A 26,590-nucleotide genomic window follows, 5' to 3' on the forward strand; every position below is an offset into this window, starting at 1 on the left:
TCATTCACAGGGGATAACCTGCTCCTGCTTCATCGAATTTTCTCCTTCAACAACCGAGTCTGATTGTCATGCCAAAACTTGCCGCGTTTCCAAAGTTGTACATGGATGAGTTGTGCATCGAAGGCACGATGACCGTTCGGGAATGGATCGAAAAAGCAGCGACTCTCGATATCGACGGGTTGGAGATGTACTTCGGGATGATCGGACTAAAAGATCCCGAGCAATGGCCGACGATCCGCAAGATCGCCGATGATCTCGACCTGCAAATCCCCATGATGTGTGCGTCACCGGACTTCACTCATCCTGACCCGGTCTTTCGCCAACAGCAGGTCGATCAGGAGAAGTACTGCATCGACATGACCGCCGCGCTGGGGGGGCAGTACTGTCGGGTCCTCTCCGGTCAGCGACGCCCGGAAGTCTCACGGGAAGAAGGTATTCAATACACCGTCGAATGTATTCAGGCGTGCCTGCCTCACGCCAAAGCCTGCGGTGTCACGCTGATCATCGAGAACCACTATAAGGACAACTACTGGCAATTCCCGGAGTTCGCTCAGCACGCCGATGTCTTCTGCGATCTCGTCTCACGAATCGACGACCCCAACTTCGGTGTGAACTACGATCCAAGTAACACAATTCTCGCCGGTGAAGATCCGTTGATGTTACTGGAAATGGTGAAGAACCGCGTCGTCACGATGCATGCCAGTGACCGCTATCTCGCCGAAGGAACAATCGCTGACCTTCGCAACGAGGAAGACAGCGTCGGTTATGCCAAACGCCTGCGACATGGCGAAATCGGCAAAGGTCTGAACGACTTTGATGCCATTTTTTCAACGCTGAAGGAAGTCGGTTTCAACGGCTGGATCAGCATCGAAGACGGTGTCGACGGCTTTGATCAGCTCGAACGCAGTGTCGCATTCCTGCGACAGAAACTCGCTCTTCACTGGCCTTCATAATCACCTGGTCACACAGGGATCACTGAATAAGGCACTTCCACAAATCGTGCAGCGTATCTGGCACACGGGATTCAGCTGTTCTTCTACCTGGAAGCCTGCTGCGGCCACATAAGAGACCGAACCGGTCTAGATGAGGTTTGGATCATGACGATGCTTTCTCGCCGGGATCTGCTCAAAGCAGGCGCAGCGTTCACAGTCACTGCAGCAGCGGCCGAAACATTACTGAAGCATGTGCAAGCCGAGGCCGGAAGCGCTCCCCGGATTCTTTTGCGCTCATCATGGCAAGTCGTCAACATCGGAGACATCGCACACACACCCGGTGTCCTTGCTTTAATAGAGAAGCACCTTCCAGAAGCAGAAGTGATTCTCTGGGCGTCCGGCGATTTGACTGATGAAGTCGCCGAAATGGAGCACCGACGATTTCCACGATTGAAGATCGTCAAAGGGCGCATCGACGAGAACGGCAAACCATCCAACCCTGAACTGGACGAGGCCATTGGTTGGGCTGATTTTCTGCTCCATGGTTCTGGTCCATCCTTTGTCGCAGCGAACGACACCAGAAGTTTCGTTAAACACACAGGAAAGCCATTTGGGGTCTACGGGATCACTTTTGATAATGGATCAAAAGAGGTCATCGAACTCCTCAGCTCCGCGAGGTTCGTGTTCTTCCGCGATTCAGTCTCTTTAAAACGCGCCAAAGAGTTGGGCGTCACTTCCCCCAAGATGGAGTTCGCGCCGGACGGTGCGTTTGCCTGTGACCTGCGAAACGACGTGGCCGCAGATGCGTTTCTGAGCACGCATGATTTGCAGCCCGGCAAGTTTCTCTGCTGTATTCCACGCCTGAGATACACGCCTTACTGGCTTATCAGAAAGAACACCTCGATCAACGAGGATCGAGCCCGACGTAATGAGGAAATGCGCGAACACGACCATAAGCCACTTCGCGATGCCATTTCCGCTGTCGTGCGTCAGACAGGAACAAAAGTTCTCCTCTGCCCGGAGGACATGACTCAAGTTGCCATCGGCAAGGACAACATTTACGACAAGCTCCCGGCAGACGTGCAGAAGCAGGTGGTCTGGCGAGACAAGTTCTGGCTCACGGACGAAGCCCTGAGCACTTACTCACGCTCTCTCGGGCTATTCGGGCTGGAGATGCATTCGCCCATCATGTGTATCGGAAACGGCATCCCAGCACTTGTCGGCCGCTTCTCTGAGCAAACATCAAAAGGGTTTATGTGGCGGGACATCGGGCTCGGCGACTGGCTGTTTGATTTCGACAACCCGAGCGATCTGGAAAAGCTGACGCCAGCCGTGCTGAAACTGGTCACCGATCGACAGGCGACTCTGAAAACGACACTTGCCGCAAAAGCACGTGTCGAAACATTTCAGAAAGACACGATGGCGTACGTGAAATCGCAAATCAAAGCTGGCAAGTAGCGCTGTGTTCAACGAGGTGACCTGACAGGCATCCCGTTATTTTGACTCACCTTCAAGATGGTAGTCTTCAATCTTCTTATGCAGCGTATTGCGGTTGATTCCCAGCTTGGTCGCGGCCTTTGTCTGCGTTCCATGACAGGTTCGCAGGACCTGCAGAATCAACTCACGCTCGACCATGCCCATGACGTGCTCATGGCATTTTCCGTCGTCGACGACTTCACTCAGACCACGCTCGACGAGTTCTGCACACAGTGACTGCAGCTCATTGCGATCTGCGCGTCCCAACCGGATCGGGGCCTCTCCACGCACATGAGATGGGAGCAGATCCGGGGTCAGTTCATCACCGTCAGCCAGAACGATTGCCCGTTCAATATAATTCTGCAGTTCGCGAACATTCCCCGGCCAGAGATAAGACCGAAAATAACTCATCGCCTCGCTGGTGACCGACAGAACAGGGCGTCGATTCTGCGCGGCGTATCGCTCGGCAAAGAAGGTAATCAACTCTGGAATATCTTCCCGGCGTTCTCTCAATGGGGGAACGTAAATCGGAAGAACATTCAGGCGATAATAAAGGTCTTCCCGAAAGGTCCCGCTATCGACCAGTTCGTTCAGGTCACGATTCGTCGCCGCGATAATTCGACAGTCGACGCTGATTGTTCGAGTATCACCGACACGTTCAAATTGATGTTCCTGCAACACTCGCAGCAATTTGACCTGCACCGTGTGACTGACGGAATTGATTTCATCGAGAAAGATCGTTCCCCCGTGCGCTGCTTCAAAGCGTCCGGTTCGATTCTCAATCGCGTTCGTGAACGCCCCTTTGACGTGCCCGAACAGTTCACTCTCCAGCAAACTTTCGCTGAGCGCACCGCAGTTCACACGGACAAACGGACCAGAAAACCGAGGGCTTAACTCGTGCACAGCACGAGCGACCAGTTCCTTGCCTGATCCAGTTTCCCCAAGCAACAGGACTGTCGCCGAGCTGTTTGCAATCTTACGAATATGGCGAAACAGATCCCGCATCGCGGAACTGCTGCCAATAAAGCCTTCAAATGGAGGCGATTCCGGAAGACTGGATTTAGGCGTTGCCATAAGCAGGCAATTAAAACTGAGGAAGACGACTCACAATCACAACAACTGCATCGTCTCGCTCCGACCAACACGAGACGACACAATCGCAACGACGGTGCTACGATTCCCTGATTGATGAACTCGTTGAGCGCAAGCATCCGAAGAATGCAATCGATGCCAATACTGTACGCAAAAAAACGTATGCAGAGAAGAGGCGCCAGCATTTTCTTTCAACGGACGCGCCCAGTCATGCGCAGTTACATAAAACCTGCAACATTTGGCAGCACTGCAACTAATCTTGCAATGTTTTTACGCTGCCTGCCTTCGAAAATCGACAATCGCCCCGAGATGCCACGTGAGATCAAACGTTTTCCTGCCAAGAGGCTGCTACGCGGCCGCATGAGAGACCGAACCGGTCTAAACCTTCTGCAAACGCCGTGACTTGCGACTGAATGCATTGAACGTCAGATAGTCCCAGTGACGGAACAGCTCGGAAGATTTCGCAAGTTCCTGATGGCTGCCAATCGCCTCGACAACTCCATCATGCAGCAGGATGACCTTATCGCAGCGACGACTCGTGCTGAGTCTCGTTGGAAGATAGACCATCGTTCGAGCCGCTGCCAGACGCTGGTATGCATCGTCGATCAGCGACTTCGTATCGTCATCCAGAAGGACGCTCGGCTCTTCGATGATCATCACGGCAGGATCACGCAACGCAGCTCGCGCCAGCCCCAGACGGAACGTCGCACCGGCATCGAGATGTTCACCATGCTCACCCAACATTGTTTCATAGCCCTGAGGGAGCTTTGTAATAAATGTATGAGCGTGAACCAGTTTCGCCGCTTCAATCGCATCCTGAACGGAATACCGGGTTTCTCCGCAGAGAATATTGTCAAGAACCGTCCCTGACAGCACCGGATCATCAGCACTGACGTACAAGGTCTCAGCGCGAATCGACTCCAGCGTTCCCCATGCGATGTCTTCTCCATCAAAGAGCACACGCCCTTTATTTGGTTCAATAAACCGCGGAAGCAGATAAGCCAACGCTTTCGGCAGAAGCGGGTCGAGCGAGACCAGAGCCACTTCAGTTTTGGCTTCGATCCGAAGGTCAACCCCCTTCAACAACTGGTGCCCCAACTGCTGGTAATTCACCGCTTCCAACACGATCGACTTGGAAACAGGCTCGATGAATTTTGCTCCAACCGCCTGTCCGACTTCTGGAATTTCGTCCAGATACCGGTAGACCCGATCACCTGTGATGACCAGTTCTTTTCTTAACTCAACCAAGCGATCCCAGGAATTCATTTCAATGGCAAAGAGGACGAGAGCCAACACCATCGCCACGCCGCATGAAAGTGGCAACGGGTCAGTGGCGGAACTGACTCGCAATGCAATCAGAAACAAAACCAGTGCCAGCCCAGTAAAGATCGCCAGCCTGGCAGTCGACATCGCAGTGCGTTCAAGACGACGGCCAGCCCGAGACTTCTCGGTCATCCGGTCCAGATGACGACTGAAGAGCGACTGTTCGAACTCTTCCATGTTATAGCCGCGAACCAGGCGAGTCTGCTTGAGCGACTCGGACAGGAAACGGACTTCTGAATCGGCATGTGCTTCTGAAATCTGACGCTTGATCGCCCCTTGCTGACGTTCGTAGCGATAGACAAACCAGCAGGCCAGCGTCGGAATCAGGCACTCAACACCGAGCTTGAGATCAATGGCCAGAACACAAAGCACAAAAGTCGGTAACAGAATAATGCTGCGCACGAATCGCCAGCGCCACTCGGCAGCAGTCGCCCTGATCGTTTCAGAATCATCAATGAAATGATTCAAGGCCGTTTGATAGCGATGGCCGGTCAGGTCGCTGGGCCCCAATCGAAGAGTCTGCCGGTGAATCAGACTGCGCAACCAGGTCGCCAGATCTCTCGCCAGTCCGGCCGAAGCAACACGCGCCTGAACACGAGCGAGCGAGAAACCGACAAAGGCGAACAGCGACAGTACGATCAAGACGACAAGCGCCCCTCGCGTTGTTCTCAAGATCGGCAGCGATTCACAAAGCGGAGTCAACCACCGCCATGCCAGCCGATTTCCAAAGCGGACCGCTTGATCCTGAAGTCCGATGTCTGCCGACGTGGCGACGTGTGAAACGACAATCGCCTCGCCAGTGGAGGGGACCCTCGCAGTCTCGATTCCGCCCTGACTGACCAGCAGGTCAGAAAGCAAAGTCACCAGAATCAGTAATGCGATTGCGAAGAGAGAAGCACAGAACAGCCAGAAAACCAACAGTAACCCATTGCGCTCCAACCAGGAGCGCCTCGTCACCAGTCGCCGCATCGAGGTGAGCATTGCCGACATGAGAACCCGTTTGACGAGAGGGGAAATAGTCTCCACATCCGTGTCAGAACAACACGCATCCTACTCCTACCATCAGACTCGCTGTCGTCATAGTTGCCAAGTCACTTTTTCTCAAAAACGAACTGGCGACGCACTTTCGGGCGTCGCCAGTCGGAGAATTTCATTTAGTCCCACCGAACCGCCATCTGATCTCTGGGCCAATACCTCAGCCGCAGCGATCAAATGACCAACCGGAAAAACACCTATGCAAGATCGCGATCTTCGAACAGGAGAAACCCGATCATGATCATCGCAGCGACATACGCAAGACAATACAAGCCTGCCATCCCGATGTACTCTGCCGGAATACTCTTCCCCGTCGCCACCGCCGACGACATGTTAAAGTGATCCAACCCCGGCAGAATCGTCGCAAAGAATCTGGCGACGAACTTCACGAAGACATTCGCGGTCCCGGAAATCGCCAGAATTGGCGTCAGGTGACCAATCACAAACACGGCAAAGCAGGTCAATACGTTCATCATCATTGGAACGCGAGTGGAGATCGCCACGCTGACGGCCGCCATCACAGCAACTTCCATGGCGATCAATGTCACGCCAGGAATGATCGTTCTAGCAACTTCATAATAGACAGGGTTCATCATCGGAACACTGAATGGCAATCCGCCGAAGCTGCGGAAATACACAAGCGGAGACTGCTCCTTCGACGACTCTTTCAAGTCATAGTGAAACTTGTAGTAGGTCAGGAAGAAGAAGACGACAGCCAGAATCGCAATCATGATCAGCGCGGCCTGGAAGATGCCGATGTACTTCCCGAACACAAACTGGCGGCGATTGATCGGCTTGGACAACAGCGTCATCGCGGTCCGACCTTCGATTTCGTCGGCCACACTGAGACTTGCAGTCCAGACACATTGCAGCAGCGAGCAAATCAGAATCGTCGCCAACCCGCAATCGATATACATCTTGGTGTCGTCCCCCAGAGAGAAGAACGGCACCCACACGTTGATCGTGATAATGGTCAGTCCGATCGCGGTCATCATCAAAAAGACCGGCTGACGCACAGCTTCTTTTGTCGTCGCCCGGGCAATCACCCCGGATTGCGTCATGTAATTCAACAGCAGCAGAAGCGGAATGAAAACCGCATATCCAATCGCCAATGCAGTGTATGGCAGATGGATGACCTCATCTGGCGCCTGGGCCAAAAGACTTAATGTCCCCATCACTGATCCTCATCGCTGTAAAAACACGAGACGAAAACTGCCTGAATCCACCGCAGATATTTACCAGCGGCAAGATTGATTCAAACCGTGAAAGAATTGCGTCCAGCCACTTTACCGCCGCGCATCACAGGGTTCAAACGAGAGCACAGCGCCATCAGGGGCTCTACGAAAAATTAACGCACTCTTCGCAGAAACAATTCAGATAGTTGATTCGACCAGATCAAGCAGAAACAAAGTTCGCTCCGCTGACAGAATCGCCAGAGATCAAGGAAGGCTTCAGCAGCACAGCAAACCCAAAGAGAAGGCTTGCGATAACCTCAAACAACGCAATGTGTTCGAGAAGATGAGAAACCAAGAGAAATGAAGGCGCTGGGGCTCGAACCCAGGACCTACGGATTAAAAGTCCGTTGCTCTACCAACTGAGCTACGCCTTCGTCTTGGAAGTGCGACACGGTAATCGCTTCGAAAGTTCCCCGCAATAGTACGGAAAGGGGAAATTTCGAATCTTCTCTCAGTTCCAGTCAGGCAGAAAGACGCGAACCAGCCAAAACAACACAATCACAACAATGACAACAACTTAAACACATCAGCAAGCATCGTTCCCAAATTCGCCAGATTCTGGGCTCACGTCGGCCACCCCATCCGATGAGGCTGACTTTCCCAAATTCAACGCTGGTAAGGCCGCCATCTGTTTTGCTTCCCAGATTCGGATACTTGCCAGACAGGTCAATAGAAACGATACGCCTCCTGTAATTCCGGCCTCTGGAAGCAATGGCAGTCGGAGCGCAAAGACCCCGGCCAGCAATGCCGCGGTGGCAATCCACCCAACGACACTGATGCCCATCATCACGTGTCCTTGCGCCGAACGGCGTTTCACACGCGAGACAGCCACCGCTGTTCTGGCGGAATAATTGGCCAATTCACGAAACGAATGGATATCCGCCCGAATTGATTCCTTCTCTCCAGACACCAGCTTTCGAGTGCGGCGAGCCGGAGCAGGGGCCTCCTCCCCAAAATCTTCCTTCTCTTCGTGACTGACGACTTTGGCTTGCCCCGTTGAAACATAATTCGAAGACGCTGCTTTGATCACCTCAGGGACATCCTGCCCGCCCGGTCGGGATCTTGCCAGCAACAGCTGCATGTACTGCTCAATCCCAAGGTCGCCGTCATCCTCTGCTGCCGAACTTTCCACTTGTGTCGACTGCGATTGTTGTGGAAGAACAGTCTCCCGCAATACTTCAGCACGATCGTCTAAAGCCGACTCACGCGGCTCATTCCCATTTTCATGCGACTCCGTTTTCGAATCGAGACCGAACAAACTGGCCAACTGACTCCGCAGTTGCAGCGCCTTTTCATCTGCATCGTCAAGTTGATGTCCGCTCTCACCTGACTCTTCGTCATGATGTTCGCCAGTCTCCCGAACATTCAGTGAACACTGCTGATCCGTTGAGTTCGACTTGAAGAGACTTCTCAGCAACGGCGAGACAGGCAGATCCTCAACATCAAAATCATCGCGATGCCCTGGTTCATCTTCCTCGACGTCCCCGATGCCACGTTTGTCGAACGAAGTCCTGACAGGATCCTCGGACTCGGATGTCAGGTAGTTTGCCTGCTCTTCCAACTGCTGTAATTGAACCTGTAAATCGACGAGAGCGCGGTCACGATCACCCAGAGTAGAACGCTGCTCCTCGAACTTTGCATTCAGGACGACACTCGCCTGCTGCATATCCGCGAGTTGGCGTCGAAGTTGAGTTAACTCAGATTCAAGTTGGCTCTTCGCGGCTTCAGCGTGCCCTAGCTTTTCCTCCAGAGCGGCGTTGATTTCGTTTTGCGAGGACTCCAATTGACGAGTCTGCTGCTCGCTCTCTTGCTGTTCGAGTGCCCGACTCTCAGTCAAGAACTTGAACTCGGTCCGTTCCTGATTCAACTGTTCGCGGAGCGCTTCAAGCTCCTGCTGAATCTTCGACAGACCTTCCTGTTCCTGATCGAGCAACTGTCGGCGGATTTGCAGTTGCTCACGATCATATTCGTCGCGACTTCGTTCCGCCGCGATCTCGCTCCGCAATCGAACAAAGTTCTGCTGCTCCGCGTCGATTTCGGCCTGACGAATTTCGACAGCCTCGCGTTCCTGCTCCAATTCCATCTTTTGAGCAGCCAGTTCCGAAAGGGATTTCTGAAGCTCCGCTGAATTGAGTTGCTGGTCCTCTTGCAGCTGCAACCGCCGAGCCTGCTTCTCCTGGAACTCTGCTTCTTGAGTTGCAACGCGCTCTTCCCGCAAACGAATCTGCTCTGACTGGGCGTCGAGCGAGAGTGTCCGTGATTCCAATTCGGATTTGAGCTGTTCGATCCGCAGCGCCTCGGTCTTCAACTCATCTCGCTGCACAGCGATCCGTTGCAGCTCTCGATTCAGCCGGTCCGCCTCGGTCACATGCTCAGAAGTCCGTTGCTGTTCATTAAGTTGAAAGTTCCGTTGACTTTCCTGCAGCTTTTCCAGTTGGATCTGCAGCTCGGATTCGCGCTGCGACAACTTCTGTTCGCGAGCCTGAAACTCAGTCACTTTTGAACTGAACCGAGCGAATTGCTCTTTCAATTCCAGATCCGCTTCTTCCAGACGCAGTTGAGATTGCGCCAGCTCGGCTTGTTCTTGTGCAAATGCCCCCCGAAGTGCTTCCAGGGTTTGAAGCTCATTCTCCAGCTTCAGTTCTCGCAGGCGCAATTCACCTGAAACGCTTTCATTCGCTTTCGCACGCTGTTCAACACTCGCAACTTGAGCGTCGAGCGTTTTCTTCTGTTCGCCAATTTCGTCTTTGAGAATCGCCAGCTGCGACTCTTCCTCCCCAATGGATTGAGCTCGAAAAAGCAGAGTTTGCTCAAGTTCATCAAGCAGGTTCTTGCGGTTCTCGGAAACCTGATTCCATTGTTCCTGCTCCTGCTTGAAATTGAGCGCCTGAACTTCGCTCTGCCTGGTGAGCTCAGCAATGCCTGCAAGACGGCGATGAATTTCTTCTTCCCGACGATCAAGATCAACGGTTCTCGACTTGAGCTGTCGAAACTGAGCATCGTTTCTCGCAAGCAAATTGCGGCAACCGATTTCACGATTCTCAATTTCTGACAGTTGTGATGCGAGTCCATCCTGACGCTGATTGAAATCATTGATGCGGAACTTCAGCAGTCGATGAATTCGTGTCTGTTCCGTCGCACGTCGAGCCAGTTCCGCATGCCGGTCATCCAGCAATCTCTGAAACTGAGCCAGTTCACGCTCTGCTTCTGAGTGACGGGTCTCGTCTTCTGCCCCTTGGGGAGCGGCTGCTAACAAGCGTGCTCGGGCGTCATTCAACAGCTCCCACTGCTGAGACAATTCTTCATTGCGATGCGAAAGAATCATTCGATCATGCGTAAGATTGTCTCGCACGACCCGTTCCCGTTCGAGCACGTCATTTAACGCAGCCTGAACCGCACTGAGCAACTCTTCCAACTGCTCCTTCCGTCGCACGTCGCCTGTCTGCCTGGGCGATTTTCCAAAGAGCGCCTCACTGAGAAGTGCCTCCGAATCCAATTTTGGTGATGCGGGAACTCTCTGCGAATTTGTCGCCTCTGCATCTCTCTGAGCAACCCGAAATTCCACAGGGCCAACAATCAGACGATCACCGATTCGCAGCGAACCTTCAGTCAAGACCCCATCGTTAATCCACGTCAATGGCGACCAGGCTTTGACTATATTCTGGAACTCGCCAACAACCAGAGTGCAATGTCGGGACGCGACCCCGGTCTCCGGCAAAACGATGTGACACTGTTCCCCGGAACCGATTGTATATCGCCCTGGGCCAAGCGAGATCGGCTGACGGCCAGCATGCCGGCGCACTGGGATTAATTGAATGCCTGGCAGAGTCGAATTTGCCCCAGACGAATTTCTCGCGGAAATTCGGTCGGATCCAAATGTTGAAATTGATGGCATCGACATAACTCAAACTCGGCTGAAGTTCACAGAAACGCACGCAAGGTCTGCGTATTTTCCGGCATATTGAACCTCTAGCTCACAACTCGCCCCGTTGCCGCCAAAAATGTTGTGAAAAAGCATCGAGCGTAAAACAAACTCGATAAGGGATAACGGTTAGTCCACGCTGACACCGCAAAACGCTCACGACTGCACCAATTAAGAAGGGTTCTCCGGCAGCAAATTCCCTCCAACACCTATAAGCAACCTCTTTTCACTACAAAACCGTCCTCGAAATGATGGCGCTATTGTCAGTTTTACAACACACGCTCGCAAATCTTTCGAAAAGATAACAGCACATAAACCATGACGATAAATCTGGTTACAACCATTCATAAAAATGTGGCACGAAGTGTGTATTTCTCCTGAAGCACAAGACGCCGACAGAAACAGCTTGCACTCCAGCCTGTCACGGATCGAAACGCAGCGGAGTCGATTTGCAAGCTGATTTGAATCTGCCTGGTCACGTGGACCTGTCGTCACTCACGACTTTTCAAGGAGAGAGACAATGAAAACGTTCGCAATCATCGCCGTTGCATTAGGTGGGCTGTTCTTTGCAACCGCAAATCAAGCTGAGGCCCATTCACCTCGCCGATCCCACGGTCATCACCACGGTCATCATCATGGTCACTGGGGACACGGGCATTGGGGCCACGGGCACGGACACTGGGGGCATGGCCATTGGGGTCACGGTCACTGGGGACATGGTGGAGTTTCCCACGAATGGTGGGCGCTGGGTTAAGCCCTTATGATTCCCAGTGAGGAGAGCATTGCATGTCGCAGAGTCGTCGTATTTTCACAGCGGAGTTCAAGCGTGACGCGTTGCAGCTGATGCAGCGTGAAGGTCTTTCACAAGCCGAAGTGGCTCGGCGTCTGGAGATTGATCCCAGCACGATTCGCAAATGGCAGCGGCGACTGGAGTCTCAAGGAGAACAGGCATTTCCTGGCAAGGGGCAACTGGCTCCTCTGGAGGAAGAGAATCGACGTCTGCGGGAGGAGAATGCTCGGCTCAAGATGGAGAGGGACATCTTAAAAAAAGCTGCCACATTCTTCGCGAAGGAGCTCAAGTGAGATACTCCTTTATTGACGATCATCGTGAGCAGTGGCCGGTTTCGGTGCAATGTTGTGTGCTGCAAGTTTCACGAAGCGGGTTCTATGCCTGGTGCTCTCGTGAAGAGGGCATCACAGCTGTGCGTCGTGCGGAGCTGACGGAGCGGATTCGTGAAGTTCACGAGACCAGTCGGCGAACATACGGTTCCCCCCGAGTGCATGCCGAACTGCTTGCTCAAGGTCATCGCTGCAACCGCAAGACCGTGGCAAAATACATGCGGAATGCTGGGATTCAAGCCAAATCGCATCGCAAGTTCCGTGTGAGGACGACCGATTCCAACCATGCTCATCCCGTGGCTTCCAACATTGTGAATCGAGACTTTCAGCCATCAGGTCAGAATCAGACCTGGACTACTGACATCACCTACGTGGCGACGAAGGAAGGCTGGTTATATCTGGCGGCCGTGGAGGATTTATTCACTCGACAGATCGTGGGCTGGTCGATGTCGGCGAAGATCGACAGCCGTCTGGTGGTCGACGCTCTGGAAATGGCGATTGCTCGTCAATGTCCAGGAGAAGAACTGCTGGCTCACTCCGACCGTGGCGTGCAGTATGCGAGTGAGCATTACCAGAGACTGCTCAAGGAACATGGCATCACGTGTTCAATGAGTCGCAAAGGCAACTGTTATGATAATGCACCGATGGAATCGTTCTTCGCCACCTTGAAGAAAGAATTGGTGCATCACGAGCAGTATCAGACCCGAGCAGAGGCTCGAGCGAGCCTGTTTGAATACATCGAAGTGTTCTACAACCGGATCCGCAGACACTCCGCCTTGAACTATCAAACCCCAGTCCAGTTCGCAGAGGCCGCATAACCACCTTCCAGCGCCCACCATTCGTGGGAAACTCCATGGACATTGGGGGCATGGACACTGGGGGCATGGACACTGGGGGCATGGACACTGGGGACACCGCCCAGGTCATGGGCACTGGGGACATGGGCACCACCACCATCACCGCTAATTCAGGTCGGATTATGGCAAGACCATGCAGCCCTGTGCCTGAACGGAAAGACACAGACACCTGCGAGTGTGCAAAGCTCCGGCCACCTGAAATTCCGTTATCCATCTCCAGCCCTGACGTTGCGTTCGCTCTGGCACAAAGAGAAAGACTCTCAGTGCCTGCGAACGCGACATCGTTTTCAGAGACGGGGCATCAACAAATTCGGCCCACCAGAGAGACTCATTTGCCGTCATTTCCGGTGAGAATCCGACTCAGTCGTGTCACCTGCCAAGATCTGGCGCCATGATGATCTCTCGAACAAATTGTCCCTTGCAGTCTGCCTGTTGAGCCATCATTGTCTATCTTAATGTGATTCCCAATTGAGATCTGGCATTAACAGGCTGCTACATCGTGTCGTCATCAGAATGGAGACCTGCCGGCGCATTGGAACTCGGGCGAATGCTGGCAGAAAATGCGAAGGGCGCGCAATCACCACTTCTTCCCGTTGGTGGACGCACAGCATTGCATTATGGGGGCCCGGTCCCGGCTCATTCGATACTTGTCTCCACAGCAGATCTCCAGAAAATCGTCGACTATCCTGCACGCGACATGACGATCACCGTCGAAGCAGGTTTGCGTATCGATGAGTTACAGCAAGTTCTCGCCAAAGAAAAACAACGACTTCCGATTGATATCGCCCAATCACATCGAGCGACGATCGGCGGAGCAGTTGCCGCGAACACATCTGGCCCTGGTCGATACGGATATGGAACTTTCCGCGACTATGTCATCGGGATCTCTGCCGTCGATGGCCAGGGACGACTGTTTTCGTCCGGTGGACGCGTCGTCAAGAACGTCGCCGGTTACGATCTTTGCAAACTGCTGACCGGTTCTCACGGAACGCTTGGAGTGATTACTCAGCTCACCCTGAAGCTCAAGCCGATGGTCGAATGCCGCCATCTCGTCGTTGCTGCAACAGAGTCAATCGAGCAGGTCACTCAGGCACTGAATCTCCTCAACACGTCCGCAACTCGACCAGTCGCCTTGGACGTGTTGAATCCACTTGCGGCCAGCAACCTGCGAAAAGAAACCCAGTACGAAAGTCCGCCGGGACACTACTTACTGTGTCTCGGATATGAAGGTGGTTCGGCCGAGTGCGACTGGCAGACAGCAACCGCAAAGACAGAACTCTCTTCGATCTTCAAATCGCAGGTTGACCTCTTCTCTGGCGCGGCAGCGGACCAGTTCTGGCAATCACTCACCGAGTTCCAGATCGCATCCGACGATCCCCTGACTTGTCAGGTCTCCGTGTTGCCATCCCGAACAACACAAATCCTCGAACAAACATCAAAGCTCGGACTCGCAGTTCAGGCACACGCCGGAAACGGAGTCCTCATTGGCCACCTCCCTGACCAGTATGCTGATGCACAGTCCGCTGCAGGGCTAATGCGTCAGTTGAAAACGACAGTGGAAGCTGCTGGCGGATCACTCCAACTTTTGAACTGTGACCCAGCCTGGAAAACACAGATGCAGGCAATCGCTACATCACCGGCTGAACTCGCACTGCATCAACGCCTGAAAACCGCGTTTGATCCGGCGAATGTCCTGAGCCCCGGCCGGATGTGGGATTCTGCTCCCGCTCCAGTCCTGAAGTAAACTCCCTGAGGGAAATTCAGAGCGATTTAGCCATACCGTTGGCATCAGGCAATCCTCTGATATCCAGATTGATTTTGACTTGCCTCGTCGACTGCATCACATGCTTCCGACGCAGAAATTGAATTGACGGAAAAACGGAATGAATATGAAGACGACTCCTCCGGCAACAATGCACTGGATTGGCGATGAATCCGGCTACCTGACGCTGATTGACCAGACATTGCTCCCCGGTGAGTTCAAAGAAATTGACTGCAAAACCGTTGAAGCTGTCTGGGAAGCAATCAAGAAGCTGCGAGTTCGCGGAGCACCTGCCATCGGTTGCGCCGCTGCCTATGGAGTCGTCATTGGCCTGCAGACGCTGTCTTCCGATGCCGATCGCACGACATTCAATGCTCGACTCAAAGAAGTCACAACGTATCTTGCCGAGAGTCGACCAACCGCTGTCAACCTGTTCTGGGCACTTGATCGCATTAACGCCGTCGCAGCCAGCAACGGTTCACTCTCCCCACGAGAAATGCACCAGCGTCTGCTCGAAGAAGCCAAGGCGATTGAGATCGAAGACCGCGAAATGTGCGCCGCGATCGGGCGTCACGGCGCCGCCCTCCTGAAGGATGGCATGGGGGTTCTGACTCACTGCAACGCCGGTGGATTGGCAACGGCCGGAGACGGAACTGCGCTCGCGGTCATGTTTGCAGCTGCCGCCGAAGGAAAGCAGATTCAGGTTTACGCCGACGAAACACGTCCGCTCCTGCAGGGTGCTCGATTGACCACCTGGGAACTCCAACAGCGCGGAGTTCCAGTCACTTTGATCTGCGACAACATGGCCGGCTGGGTCATGAAAGAAAAGCGGGTGCAAGCGGTCATCACTGGTGCCGACCGCATCGCAGCCAACGGGGACTCAGCTAACAAGATCGGAACCTATTCCGTCGCGTTGCTGGCAAAAGCACACGGAATTCCATTCTACGTGGCCGCTCCATCGAGCACCTTCGACCTGACACTGACATCCGGTGAAGACATCCCGATTGAACAGCGTTCAGCCGAAGAAATCACAAACGGATTCGGAAAAGCAACCGCTCCAGAAGGGACGCAGGTCTACAACCCGGCCTTCGACGTCGCTCCTGCAGAACTGATCACCGCCATCATCACAGAAAAAGGAATCATCCAACCTGTGACGGAAGCCGAGATTCGCAAAGTTCTCTAGCGAAATCGGATTCGAGAAAACCGACTCACTCAAGCGGCACGGGCAGCGAGCAATCAGCCTGACGTGCCGCTTTCTTTCGTTGAACTGGGAACAAGACAACAAAAAAAGAGGCCTGCCTCAAATTGAGACAGGCCTCTTTTAGTTTCATGAAAACACTAAGTGTTCTCAAAGTGCGGTCGAGAGGAGTCGAACCTCCACGTCCATTCGGACACAAGAACCTGAATCTTGCGCGTCTGCCAATTCCGCCACGACCGCGGCAGTTGAGGAAGTGTAGCCATTCGCTGAAAGCGGTCAACTGATGGCGACACCTGTTACTTCAAATTCCTGAACGAGTGCCAATTTCCTGGAGACATCCGCCCAAAATACCGTCACCAACCGGACACGACGACTGCCACAACACTCACGCTTCGCATCACTAATAACAAATCTGATCAGGCAGACCGGCAGAAAAGGGGCAGCTCGATTGCTTCGTTGGGCCGATCAGTTTTCGCTTTTCAAGCTGATGTTTCCCCACAGCTCTCCGGAAAAATCGGTCTTAATAGTCGAACCACATCCCGATCCCGGTCATGTTCTCGTAGCGATCAGCGAATGACCATTGCATGGATTGCCCGTTGTAATGCTGAGCTCCGACTCGAAACAGACGATTCGCACGTCCGCTCCGCCAGGCCCATCCAATCTGAGCGTTCACATTTCCGCCGAAGTCGTATTCTTCACGCAAGTGCCCGTTGACTGCGAAAAACGGAGCCCCTCGAAATCCAGTCTCACAAGAAGGAGCATACTGGACCCCGAATTGCAGTTCCCAAGGTTCTGCCGATCCACCGGTTCCGAGTGCGTTATAGACCTCTCCGTAGACCTGAAGTTTCGGAGTGACATCAAACATCACACCGCCGAGGATCGAATCCCGGACGTAATTATTACGCACAAACGTTGGATTCTTGATCAGGTACTCATCACCAACATGGCAGCTGTAATGATTGTATCCCAACTTGAATCGCCAGCGTCCGGTTCGCCAGGTCCCGAGAAAACCTGCATTGAAGTCTGCGGCTTCCACATCTGACTCTTCTTCCGGATCAATTCGGACGAAAGCCCCGCCGATCACGTCGAACTGAAAACCTTCGCCGTTCGGCCCTTCTGTCCCTTTTCGGAACAACCCCCAACGCCCCCCGACCGCTGTTTCCCAGACGAGCCCACGATTTTGCTCCCACATCCACTGAGCGGCAAACCGCGGCTCTTTCTCACCAGCGAGGTAAGAATGATAGAGCAACCCTTCTGGCATCAACTGCCATGTTTCTTCCACAACAGTGTCATACTGAGCAGGAGACATCTGAATCGTGGTTTGTGGCTGAGCGACGTATTCACTCAAAGCCGCTTCGTCACTCCAAAGTTCTGCCGGTAACGTCTGAGGAGCGCTCTCTGGCTGAGGGGCTGGAAGTCCTGGAATTGGACGTCCCTGATCACCAAATATTGAGTCCGGAGATTGAGAGACATCTGTGAAGTTGGCGTACTGAAAGTCGCCCACCCCGGCGACACTGGTCGTACCAATGTTCGCAAAGAGCGAAAGACAAATCACAGCTAGGCAAAGTTCTCTGGACATGATCCTGCCGGGCGACCCCTGAGTTCTGTGCGTTATTACTTCGCGAGATCATCGCGTGCCCAGAATCCCTATCGGCCAAAGAATCCAATTTTGTCTTCTGCAACAATTAAAACAGTTGCAACCCACAACCCGCCGGTCCACCTGTACCAAAAGATCCGATTACGCAAACTGAAACCGAAAATTCCACCGCCACGAGAAAAGAAAAACTCAAGCCCATAAAACCCCAACGAATTTCATACGATACGTATGAACATTGCACATTGGTATATTACGTTGTATTCTGTACAGCATTATCTGACAGAGACTCGGCCTTGGAAAATAGAGCCGATAAGAGCCAAACAGCTGGTTTACACACAAGCACTTTTCGCACGCGACTCGCACCAGCAGATCACACGAATCAGGATCAATTCCTGCTGAACTGTTCTGCAGTTGATACCGAGTGGAGAATCGAACCTGAATTGACAGATTGAAGAACTTGTTGCGAGCAGGTCAACGAGCCTGCAGTTGCTGTTCAAAAACCTGTCAGAACAGAGTGGTCGCACCAAATCAGTGCTTCCAAATCAACAAACTCCGGGAGACTCCGAAGTGTCCGACCAATCAAAACTCACGAATCGGCAACTGCTGATCTACGAATTCATCAAAGACCGAATCCTGAATCGAGGCTATGGCCCTACGGTTCGGGAAATTGGGACACAATTTGAAATTCGCTCTCCGAACGGCGTGATGTGTCACCTGAAAGCCCTGGAAAAGAAGGGCTTGATCAGTCGTGAACAGAACATGTCCCGAGCCATCCAGCTCACCGAGTCGCTGCACCGCGGCAAAACCAGCCTGCCATATGCCGGCCAGATTGCCGCAGGAACTCCGGTACTCGCCGTCGAAGACCGGGAGCAGGTCGAGTTTTCGGACCTCTTTGAGGATGACGACCTTTTCTGCCTGCGAGTCCGCGGCGATTCGATGATCGAAGATCATATTGCAGATGGTGACTTTGCCATCATTCGCAAACAGCCGACAGCTCGCGACGGCGAAATCGTCGCAGCGCTTGTCGACGGTGAAGACGCCACGCTGAAACGCTTTTATCGCGAAAATGGCCGGTTTCGACTGGAACCTGCCAACTCATCAATGCGTCCGATCTATAGCGATCACGTTGAAATCCTAGGTGTCCTGCAGAGTGTGATCCGCAGATACTAAGGATTGAAAAACAGGAATTCCGAAATTTCTTTGAATGGAAATCACTCAGGGAGCAGAAGCGGGAATCGCCGGAAAGCTGCCAGACCGGCGGAACTGACCAGTGTACAACCTGCCATATCCCTGTCCTGATGCCATATCGGCTGAAATTTCTGGCAGTTTTTTCAATCAATGGAAAAGATTTCCAAATCTGTATCTTCAAGTATTCTCTCGACATTTGTTAACCGGGTCGAGGCAAATCTTGTCGCTCTTTCAGAGGCAAACTAGAATCCAGAGTTGCTGACGAAAGCCGAGTACCTTCTCGGGTGAGTTTGCTGCTGCAGCGCTTGTTGTGTTGTTGGCAAGTAGACTGATTATCGGGAAGTGGGGCACTGGTCGCGGCGGGACCAGAGAGGAGTTGGAAGTCATGTACGAGCGTTTTACCGATCGGGCCCGGAAGGTGATGCAGCTGGCCAACCAAGAGGCTCAGCGGTTTAATCACGAATACATCGGGACAGAACACATCCTGTTGGGACTCGTCAAAGAGGGCTCCGGAGTCGCCGCAAATGTGTTGAAGAACCTTGATGTCGACCTGCGAAAAATTCGCCTGGAAGTCGAAAAGATCGTCCAGTCCGGCCCGGATCTGGTCACGATGGGGAAACTCCCACAGACTCCACGCGCCAAGAAAGTCATTGAATACGCAATGGAAGAGGCCAGAAACCTCAACCATAACTATGTCGGGACAGAGCACCTGTTGCTCGGCCTGCTGCGTGAACAGGAAGGCGTCGCCGCTCAGGTTCTGATGAACCTTGGTCTGAAGCTGGATGACGTTCGGGAAGAAGTCCTGAACCTCCTCGGCCACGGGATCGAAGGTGCAGAGCCGACTGAACGCGGCGGAGCGCCAGCCAGTAAGACCAGCAAAAGCAAAACTCCCGCTCTCGACAGCTTCGGTCGCGACCTGACCGAGTTGGCCCGTCAGGGGAAACTCGATCCAGTGATTGGACGTGCCAACGAGATCGAGCGCGTCACACAGATTCTCTGCCGTCGCCAGAAGAACAATCCAGTTCTTCTCGGGGAAGCCGGGGTCGGTAAGACCGCGATCGTCGAAGGTTTCGCCCAACTGGTCGTCGACGGTAACGTTCCAGAGATTCTCCGTGAACGTCGCATCGTTGTACTCGACCTGGCCATGATGGTGGCCGGAACAAAGTACCGCGGTCAGTTCGAAGAGCGCATTAAAGCCGTGATGAACGAAGTTCGTCGTGCCAAAAACGTCATCCTCTTCATCGACGAGTTGCACACTCTCGTGGGAGCAGGGGGCGCTGAAGGGGCAATTGATGCTTCCAACGTCCTGAAGCCTGCGTTGAGCCGCGGCGAACTGCAATGTATCGGAGCAACGACTCTCGACGAGTACCGTAAGTACATCGAGAAGGACACCGCTCTCGAACGCCGCTTCCAGATGGTCATGGTCGATCCACCAGGCAAAGCACAGGCCGTTGAGATTCTCAAAGGTCTGCGGGATCGATACGAGACGCACCATAAGGTTCAGTACACCGACGATGCACTTGAAGCTGCCGTCGAGTTGTCGACCCGATATATCACAGGCCGTTGTCTTCCAGACAAAGCGATCGACGTGATCGACGAAGCGGGTGCCCGCATTCGTCTGAAGTCGATGGTTCGTCCGCCCGATTTGAAAGAATTGGAAGAAGACATCGAACGAATGAATGCGGCCAAAGAAGAAGCGGTTGCAAATCAGGACTTCGAGAAAGCCGCCTCCCTGCGTGATCAGGCCGACAAACTGAAACGCAAGAAGGAAACAATCACCCGAGACTGGCGTCAAAAATCGCAGGAAACTGACGGTGTCGTTGACGCTGAAGTGATCTCGGAAGTCGTCGCCAAGATGACCGGTGTTCCGCTGACACGCCTGTCGAGCGAAGACACTGTTCGTCTGCTGGAGATGGAAAACTATCTGCACAGGCGTGTTGTCAGTCAGGACGAGGCCATCAAGCTCGTTTCCAAAGCTGTCCGCCGTAGCCGCAGTGGTTTGAAAGATCCAAAGCGCCCGACTGCAACGTTCCTGTTCTCCGGGCCAACCGGGGTCGGAAAAACATTGCTGTCGAAAGCGCTCGCCGAATTCATGTTCGGTGATGAAGAATCGCTGATTCAGATCGACATGAGCGAGTACCAGGAACGGCATAACATCAGCCGTTTGATCGGGGCTCCTCCGGGATACGTCGGTTATGAAGAAGGTGGTCAGCTCACCGAGAAGATCCGCCGTCGTCCATACGCTGTTGTGCTGCTCGACGAAATCGAGAAGGCACATCCAGACATCTACAACATGCTGTTGCAGATCATGGAAGAAGGTCACCTGACCGACAGCTTCGGCCGTCGCGTGGACTTCAAGAACGTGATTCTGATCATGACGACGAACGTCGGAGCCAAGGCGATTTCGAGCCCTCCATTCGGGTTCGGAAACAAAGCTGGCGATGCCGCACATGACGACATGAAGAAGAACGTCATGGCGGAAGTCAGCCGTCAGTTCAAACCTGAGTTCATCGGTCGTCTTGATGAAGTTGTCGTCTTCCACAAGTTGACCGACTTCGACATGAAGACCATCGTCGAATACGAACTCAAGAAGGTCCGCGAACGTTTGAAAGAACGTGGGCTGATCCTCGAACTGCAAGACGAAGCAAAGCAGCTGGTCATCGACAAGAGCCGCTCCGAGCAGAGCGAACGTGATCACACCGATTACGGTGCTCGCCCACTGCGACGTGCAGTCGAAATCTATGTCGAGGATCCGCTTGCTGAAGAACTCTTGCGGGGCGTCTTCGATGGCAAGAATCACATCAATGTGAAAGTCATCGAAGTCGGCAGCGAGAAACGACTCGAGTTCGTCGGGGAATACGTTGAGGGGACAGCTGAACCAGCTCTCGCTGAAGTCGGAGCCCCGGAAGGCGAAGAGTCGAAGTAATTGACAATCAGCAACGCTTTCAGATTCGAAATCGTTGCAATTTCAAAGTTAAAGCCGCCCGATGTTGAGTAATCACATCGGGCGGCTTTGTTCTTATTGCTTTGCTGGAGTCTTCAATGATGCCGCAAGCTGCTCAATGATCCCAGGCAAAAACGCACCGAGCCGATCGGACGCAAGCTGAGCATTCTCGCGAAGGCCCCAGAGATCCATCACACAGCCCGGTCGCTTCAGGATCGATCCGAACAATGCACCGGCTCGGACTGCTCCCTTCGGACCAAGAATCGCCAGCACTTCAGGCGGAAGGTCAGTGGAGAGATCATCGCTGATCGCTCGGACAGAAAGAAATCGAGTACCGCGCTCCCGACACACCTGAGCGACTGCGAGCGATTCCATATCAACAGCGATCGCTCCGGTTCGTTGTGCGAGAGCCTTCTTCTCCTCCACTAATCGCACAATATGATCGGTCATGCAAAGATGCCCGACATGCAGACCATGCTGCGGGTCGGCCGGCATTTTCAAATCAATCGCGAGTCGCGTTTCGCCATCTGCGCTTGTCACGCCGTCGGCGACTACAATGTCGCCTCGTTTCAGTTCCGGGATCAGTGCTCCTGAAAACCCCACGGACAGGACGTATGGTGGGCGAAATGCATCGATAAGCGCCTGCGTCGCTTGTCTGGCACGAGACGCACCGGTCCCGCCATCAACAACGCAGATTGCAGTCCCTTTCCACTGACACCCACGGAAATGGAACCCGTTGCCCGACTGGGTATGGAGCTTCTTGACGCGATCCAGAAACGAGCTGACTTCAAGGTGCAACGCGCAGACCACACCGATGATCGGCTCACCAGTTTCCCCCATTGGAGCGGACGAGTTCACAGCAGAGGACTGATTCATCATTCAAACGATCTATTCGAGAGCACTTTGCACCGGGTTCAACACCGACAGGAAGTTGGCCGCAATTCTGAAAACACTTGAAGAGCGCGATCCTCGACCACGCCTCTACGAGATTGACTCGGACTCCGAATCCCCTTTGTCCGCAGGTGGCTGAGTCGACTCGTTGGCAATCTCTTCAATCTGGTCGCACCAGATATCTATCGCGTCGCGACGCTCAAGGAAGCGAGTAAATTGCTCATAACTCTTGGCATCAAAAATCGTAGTGAGGATCGGGGCGAAAAACTGCATCGCTTGTGCCCCCAGAAAATTCATAGGCCGCGACATTTCGAGGAAAGCGAGTGCCGGCGAAATCATGTGACGATTCACGATCTCCCGGGAAAGCTTCTCGACAAGTTGTCGCTGCTCTTCCGTTGGAGGATCCATGTGTGGATTGACTGCAAATGCGTTTCGCAACCAGTCACGTTTCATTGCCATGAACTGAAACCTTCACGTCAGACCGTCTCAGAAATTGTGTTGCGTCTCTCGGTCACTTCTGTCACCGCACGAACTCAATCGAAGCGACGGCATCTTCTTCTATCATCGCTGATCCGCTGGCACTCAACAACTACTGAAAACGCGGCGAATCAGGAACGACAACCGGCCCGTATCGCCAACACGTCTGTCCATGTGTATACTGTACAGGGAAAGAATTTTGCACACCGAAAAGACCGACGACAGAGTGAATCATGCCTGCTTTTGAACTCGTTTCCGAATTTGCCCCCGGAGGAGATCAGCCGAAAGCAATTGAAACGCTTGTTCGCGGGCTTGAGGAAAAGAAGCGATCGCAAGTCCTGCTTGGGGCGACCGGAACAGGAAAAACGTTCACGATTGCCAATGTCATTCAACGTGTGCAGCGGCCCACTCTGGTCTTGGCTCACAACAAAACTCTCGCGGCCCAGCTCTACGGGGAATTCAAAGAGTTCTTCCCGAACAACGCTGTCACTTACTTTGTCAGCTATTACGACTATTACCAGCCAGAAGCGTACATTCCTCAGCGCGACATCTACATTGAAAAAGATGCCAGTATCAACGAGGAAATCGATCGCCTGCGGTTGCTTGCCACCAGTGCGCTCGTTTCACGTCGCGATGTGATTGTCGTTGCGAGTGTCTCGTGCATTTACGGGCTGGGTTCTCCCAAAGATTACCTCGCGATGATGGTGCCATTGCAGGTCGGTCAAACAGTTGATCGAGACAAGCTGTTGCTCAAGCTGGTCGACATTCAATACGACCGCGCTGACTTTGATTTCCAGCGCAGTAAATTCCGCGTTCGGGGAGACGTCATTGAAGTCTGGCCGGCGTATGAAGAGTTCGCTTATCGGATTGAACTCTGGGGAGACGAGGTCGAGAAACTTTCGATCATCGATCCATTAACCGGGACCGGCAGCAAGCAGCTCCAGGACATCTACATTTATCCGGCGAAGCACTTCGTGTTGCCGCAAAGCCGCATTGATGAGGCGATGTCTGAAATCCAGGAGGAGTTGAATCAGCAACTCGCGGTGTTCCAGAAGGAAGGCAAACTGCTTGAAGCGCAACGACTCTCCGCACGGACCAGATATGACATGGAGCTCCTGAAGGAAACTGGGTTCTGTCCCGGGATTGAAAACTATTCGCGTGCTTTGGCAAAACGAAAAGCAGGCGACCCTCCGGCGACGTTGTACGACTTCTTTCCTGACGATTTCCTGCTGGTCGTCGACGAATCGCACCAGTCCGTTCCCCAAGTGCGGGCGATGTATAACGGCGATCAGGCTCGCAAACGCACCCTCGTCGACCACGGGTTCCGTCTGCCCATGGCGCTCGATAACCGGCCTTTGAAATTCGATGAATGGAACCAGAGGCGCGATCAGGCGATCTTCGTTTCTGCGACCCCTGCCGACTGGGAACTCGAACAGTCGGAAGGCGAGATCATCGAACAGATCATTCGTCCGACCGGGCTGGTTGACCCAATTGTCACTATTCAATCCGCACGAGGGCAGGTTCCGCACCTGATCGAACAGATCCGCATTCGTACCGAGCGCGGTGAACGAACCCTGATTACAACACTGACCAAACGCCTGTCAGAAGACCTGGTCTCTTATTTGAAAGAGGAGGGGATTCGTTGCGAGTGGTTGCACAGTGAGCTCGACGCGATCGAACGAGTCGAAGTGCTGCGAGAACTCCGTGAAGGAAAGTTCGACGCGGTGGTCGGAGTCAACCTGTTGCGAGAAGGTCTCGACCTGCCTGAAGTCTCACTCGTCTGTATCCTTGATGCAGACAAAGAAGGCTTCCTGCGTAGTGAGACAAGTTTGATTCAGACGATCGGACGTTCTGCACGAAACGTCAATGCAGAAGTGATCATGTATGCAGATCGAGTCACCCAGAGCATGCAACGGGCACTCGATGAAACGAACCGACGTCGTGAACTGCAGCTGGCGTACAACAAAGAGCACGGGATTACTCCAGAGACGATCAAGAAGGCGATTCGTCGGGGGATCGAAGACGAGATCTCTGCACGAACAATCGAACGAAGCGCTTCTGGTGTGGGAAGCGAGGCGCAGTATGTCACGCAGGAATATATCGCCGAGCTCGAACGCGAGATGATGGCAGCGGCAGAGAATCTGGAATTCGAACGAGCAGCAACGCTACGAGACCGAATTACCGATTTGCAGCGTCGCCTGGCTGCTGGAAACGGAACCGCCACCATTGGCGATGAAGATTCACCAGGTTTCGCAACGTCGTCTGGTCGAGGCGAGCGTGGACGCAAAGGGAAAGGGAAGGGGCGCGGCAAAGGAGGGCGAGGGCGAACTCCTCGCCCGCGTGGAGAATAACTTTTCCCTCAATGACCTATGCCGTTGATGAGCGCCTGCTTCCAAATCAGGCGCTCATTTTCGTTACTCAGGCTTGCTCACACATGGCGCACAGACAGCTTTCGCGGAGCACGCAAGCAGCACCCAGCCAATAATGAAGAGAACACCGCCGAGTGGCGTAATCGCCCCCAGCCAGCGAGTTCCGGTAAGCACCAGAAGATAGAGACTCCCAGAGAAGAGCAGCATCCCTCCGACGAACGAACAACCAGCGATGTTCAACAGTCGAGATGGTCGCTGCAGAGCCAAGATCCCAACGATCAAAACAGCGATGGAATGATACATCTGGTATTCCGCTGCTGTTTTGAAGTCTTTCAGGTACTTCGCAGCGCTGGGAATGACTTCGCCGAGCACTGTGTGTGTCTGGCCGTCATATTTCTTCAACAGAAAATCTCCGAGCCCGTGAGCTGCAAACGCTCCCAGGACCACTGACAGCGCAGCACAAACGGCACCGATTCGAATCCAACATGTTCCGCAATTGCTCGCCATCACTCACTCGATTTCTGATCAGAAGTTTCCTCGTGAACCCGCTGAAAATCCGGCAGAGCGGGCAACTGAGAGACCGAACCGGACTAGATTTCGATCTTCGCACCGAGAACTTTCACAAAGGCTGCGAGCCATTGTGGATGCCCCGGCCATGCTGGTGAGGTCACAAGATTGCCATCAACATGGGCTGCAGTCACATCACAACTCACGTAGGTCCCACCAGCCAGCGTGACCTCTGGTCCACAGGCCGGGTATGCCGTACATGAGCGTCCTTTGAGAACGCCTGCAGCGGCCAGTAATTGTGCACCATGACAAATCGCAGCGATCGGCTTCTTCGCCTGATCAAAGTGCTGCACGATTTCGATGACTCGGGAATTCAGCCGCAGATACTCCGGGGAGCGACCGCCGGGGATCAGCAGTGCGTCGTAGGACTCAGGGGGGCTGAAATCGAAGGTCGCATTCAAAGTGAAATTGTGCCCACGCTTTTCAGAATAGGTCTGATCCCCTTCGAAGTCGTGAATTGCAGTCCGAATCTGGTCGCCTGCCTTCTTGTCGGGACAGACGACATCGACGGTATATCCCAGCATCAGCAAGGCCTGAAACGGGACCATCAACTCATAGTCTTCGACGTAATCACCTGCGATTGCAAGAATTCTTTTAGCGGGCATT

General features: G+C 53.5%; 18 protein-coding genes and 2 tRNA genes. 9 read left to right on the forward strand and 11 right to left on the reverse strand.

Annotated elements, in window-relative coordinates:
- Positions 1 to 68: 68 nt before the first annotated feature.
- Together SH527x_RS13870 and SH527x_RS13875 are read left to right on the forward strand one after the other, a co-directional pair.
- A complete protein-coding gene (locus tag SH527x_RS13870) occupies positions 69 to 953 on the forward strand; it encodes a sugar phosphate isomerase/epimerase family protein (RefSeq protein ID WP_437191272.1) in 885 nt (294 codons plus the stop codon).
- Positions 954 to 1,103: 150 nt separating this feature from the next.
- Entirely contained in the window at positions 1,104 to 2,390 is a 1,287-nt protein-coding gene (locus SH527x_RS13875) for a polysaccharide pyruvyl transferase family protein (protein WP_437194630.1), read from the forward strand.
- A gap of 36 nt (positions 2,391 to 2,426) precedes the next feature.
- Here the strand turns inward: SH527x_RS13875 and SH527x_RS13880 are convergent, their stop codons facing one another.
- The 5 genes from SH527x_RS13880 to SH527x_RS13900 form a co-directional block, all read right to left on the reverse strand.
- Positions 2,427 to 3,482 (reverse strand): sigma-54 interaction domain-containing protein, encoded by a 1,056-nt coding sequence (locus tag SH527x_RS13880; RefSeq protein WP_437191273.1) that lies wholly within the window; start codon positions 3,480 to 3,482, stop codon positions 2,427 to 2,429.
- 396 nt (positions 3,483 to 3,878) lie between these two features.
- Positions 3,879 to 5,813 (reverse strand): ABC transporter transmembrane domain-containing protein, encoded by a 1,935-nt coding sequence (locus tag SH527x_RS13885; protein ID WP_437191274.1) that lies wholly within the window; start codon positions 5,811 to 5,813, stop codon positions 3,879 to 3,881.
- A 242-nt stretch (positions 5,814 to 6,055) separates the two neighbouring features.
- Positions 6,056 to 7,033 (reverse strand): ABC transporter permease subunit, encoded by a 978-nt coding sequence (locus SH527x_RS13890; protein ID WP_437191275.1) that lies wholly within the window; start codon positions 7,031 to 7,033, stop codon positions 6,056 to 6,058.
- A gap of 361 nt (positions 7,034 to 7,394) precedes the next feature.
- Positions 7,395 to 7,467 (reverse strand) — tRNA-Lys (locus tag SH527x_RS13895).
- Positions 7,468 to 7,619: 152 nt separating this feature from the next.
- A complete protein-coding gene (locus tag SH527x_RS13900) occupies positions 7,620 to 10,895 on the reverse strand; it encodes a hypothetical protein (protein WP_437191276.1) in 3,276 nt (1,091 codons plus the stop codon).
- A 640-nt stretch (positions 10,896 to 11,535) separates the two neighbouring features.
- Here SH527x_RS13900 and SH527x_RS13905 point away from each other — a divergent pair.
- The 4 genes from SH527x_RS13905 to mtnA all read left to right on the forward strand — a co-directional run bounded on the left by SH527x_RS13905 (position 11,536) and on the right by mtnA (position 15,936).
- Positions 11,536 to 11,769 carry a hypothetical protein gene (locus tag SH527x_RS13905; protein ID WP_437191277.1) on the forward strand — a complete coding sequence of 78 codons (234 nt, stop codon included), beginning with the start codon at positions 11,536 to 11,538 and terminating at the stop codon, positions 11,767 to 11,769.
- 32 nt (positions 11,770 to 11,801) lie between these two features.
- A protein-coding gene (locus tag SH527x_RS13910) for an IS3 family transposase (protein ID WP_437191278.1) occupies positions 11,802 to 12,952 on the forward strand; the annotation gives its coding sequence in 2 pieces (ribosomal slippage) (positions 11,802 to 12,069 and positions 12,069 to 12,952; 1,152 coding nt in all).
- Positions 12,953 to 13,490: 538 nt separating this feature from the next.
- A complete protein-coding gene (locus SH527x_RS13915) occupies positions 13,491 to 14,735 on the forward strand; it encodes an FAD-binding oxidoreductase (protein ID WP_437191279.1) in 1,245 nt (414 codons plus the stop codon).
- Between the two features lie 139 nt (positions 14,736 to 14,874).
- Entirely contained in the window at positions 14,875 to 15,936 is a 1,062-nt protein-coding gene (gene mtnA / locus SH527x_RS13920) for an S-methyl-5-thioribose-1-phosphate isomerase (RefSeq protein ID WP_437191280.1), read from the forward strand.
- A 171-nt stretch (positions 15,937 to 16,107) separates the two neighbouring features.
- Here the strand turns inward: mtnA and SH527x_RS13925 are convergent.
- Together SH527x_RS13925 and SH527x_RS13930 are read right to left on the reverse strand one after the other, a co-directional pair.
- Positions 16,108 to 16,191, reverse strand: a tRNA-Leu gene (locus SH527x_RS13925).
- A 280-nt stretch (positions 16,192 to 16,471) separates the two neighbouring features.
- Positions 16,472 to 17,530: a DUF1207 domain-containing protein gene (locus SH527x_RS13930; protein WP_437191281.1), complete on the reverse strand. Its 1,059-nt coding sequence runs from the start codon at positions 17,528 to 17,530 to the stop codon at positions 16,472 to 16,474.
- A gap of 585 nt (positions 17,531 to 18,115) precedes the next feature.
- Between SH527x_RS13930 and lexA the strand changes: the two genes are divergently transcribed.
- Positions 18,116 to 18,718 carry a transcriptional repressor LexA gene (gene lexA / locus SH527x_RS13935; RefSeq protein ID WP_437191282.1) on the forward strand — a complete coding sequence of 201 codons (603 nt, stop codon included), beginning with the start codon at positions 18,116 to 18,118 and terminating at the stop codon, positions 18,716 to 18,718.
- A 403-nt stretch (positions 18,719 to 19,121) separates the two neighbouring features.
- Positions 19,122 to 21,662 carry an ATP-dependent Clp protease ATP-binding subunit gene (locus SH527x_RS13940; protein ID WP_437191283.1) on the forward strand — a complete coding sequence of 847 codons (2,541 nt, stop codon included), beginning with the start codon at positions 19,122 to 19,124 and terminating at the stop codon, positions 21,660 to 21,662.
- A 93-nt stretch (positions 21,663 to 21,755) separates the two neighbouring features.
- Here SH527x_RS13940 and SH527x_RS13945 read toward each other — a convergent pair whose 3' ends face one another.
- Positions 21,756 to 22,559, reverse strand: coding sequence for a phosphorylase family protein (locus SH527x_RS13945; protein WP_437191284.1), 804 nt, complete (start codon positions 22,557 to 22,559; stop codon positions 21,756 to 21,758).
- A 102-nt stretch (positions 22,560 to 22,661) separates the two neighbouring features.
- A complete protein-coding gene (locus SH527x_RS13950) occupies positions 22,662 to 23,030 on the reverse strand; it encodes a hypothetical protein (RefSeq protein ID WP_437191285.1) in 369 nt (122 codons plus the stop codon).
- A 251-nt stretch (positions 23,031 to 23,281) separates the two neighbouring features.
- Between SH527x_RS13950 and uvrB the strand changes: the two genes are divergently transcribed.
- On the forward strand, positions 23,282 to 25,399 hold the full coding sequence (gene uvrB, locus SH527x_RS13955) for an excinuclease ABC subunit UvrB (RefSeq protein WP_437191286.1): 2,118 nt from the start codon (positions 23,282 to 23,284) through the stop codon (positions 25,397 to 25,399).
- Between the two features lie 63 nt (positions 25,400 to 25,462).
- Here uvrB and SH527x_RS13960 read toward each other — a convergent pair whose 3' ends face one another.
- Positions 25,463 to 25,924 (reverse strand): DUF423 domain-containing protein, encoded by a 462-nt coding sequence (locus SH527x_RS13960; RefSeq protein WP_437191287.1) that lies wholly within the window; start codon positions 25,922 to 25,924, stop codon positions 25,463 to 25,465.
- 83 nt (positions 25,925 to 26,007) lie between these two features.
- Positions 26,008 to 26,589, reverse strand: coding sequence for a DJ-1/PfpI family protein (locus SH527x_RS13965; RefSeq protein ID WP_437194631.1), 582 nt, complete (start codon positions 26,587 to 26,589; stop codon positions 26,008 to 26,010).
- Position 26,590 lies beyond the last annotated feature (1 nt).

Source organism: Planctomicrobium limosum (assembly GCF_051465645.1).
Classification (GTDB): Bacteria; Planctomycetota; Planctomycetia; order Planctomycetales; family Planctomycetaceae; genus Planctomicrobium.

Coding starts and splice junctions, on each gene's coding strand:
- SH527x_RS13870 (WP_437191272.1), top strand. CDS start 69: ATGCCAAAACTTGCCGCGTTTCCAAAGTTGTACATGGATGAGTTGTGC.
- SH527x_RS13875 (WP_437194630.1), top strand. CDS start 1,104: ATGCTTTCTCGCCGGGATCTGCTCAAAGCAGGCGCAGCGTTCACAGTC.
- SH527x_RS13880 (WP_437191273.1), bottom strand. CDS start 3,482: ATGGCAACGCCTAAATCCAGTCTTCCGGAATCGCCTCCATTTGAAGGC.
- SH527x_RS13885 (WP_437191274.1), bottom strand. CDS start 5,813: ATGTCGGCAATGCTCACCTCGATGCGGCGACTGGTGACGAGGCGCTCC.
- SH527x_RS13890 (WP_437191275.1), bottom strand. CDS start 7,033: ATGGGGACATTAAGTCTTTTGGCCCAGGCGCCAGATGAGGTCATCCAT.
- SH527x_RS13905 (WP_437191277.1), top strand. CDS start 11,536: ATGAAAACGTTCGCAATCATCGCCGTTGCATTAGGTGGGCTGTTCTTT.
- mtnA (WP_437191280.1), top strand. CDS start 14,875: ATGAATATGAAGACGACTCCTCCGGCAACAATGCACTGGATTGGCGAT.
- SH527x_RS13930 (WP_437191281.1), bottom strand. CDS start 17,530: ATGTCCAGAGAACTTTGCCTAGCTGTGATTTGTCTTTCGCTCTTTGCG.
- SH527x_RS13940 (WP_437191283.1), top strand. CDS start 19,122: ATGTACGAGCGTTTTACCGATCGGGCCCGGAAGGTGATGCAGCTGGCC.
- SH527x_RS13945 (WP_437191284.1), bottom strand. CDS start 22,559: ATGATGAATCAGTCCTCTGCTGTGAACTCGTCCGCTCCAATGGGGGAA.
- SH527x_RS13950 (WP_437191285.1), bottom strand. CDS start 23,030: ATGGCAATGAAACGTGACTGGTTGCGAAACGCATTTGCAGTCAATCCA.
- uvrB (WP_437191286.1), top strand. CDS start 23,282: ATGCCTGCTTTTGAACTCGTTTCCGAATTTGCCCCCGGAGGAGATCAG.
- SH527x_RS13960 (WP_437191287.1), bottom strand. CDS start 25,924: ATGGCGAGCAATTGCGGAACATGTTGGATTCGAATCGGTGCCGTTTGT.
- SH527x_RS13965 (WP_437194631.1), bottom strand. CDS start 26,589: ATGCCCGCTAAAAGAATTCTTGCAATCGCAGGTGATTACGTCGAAGAC.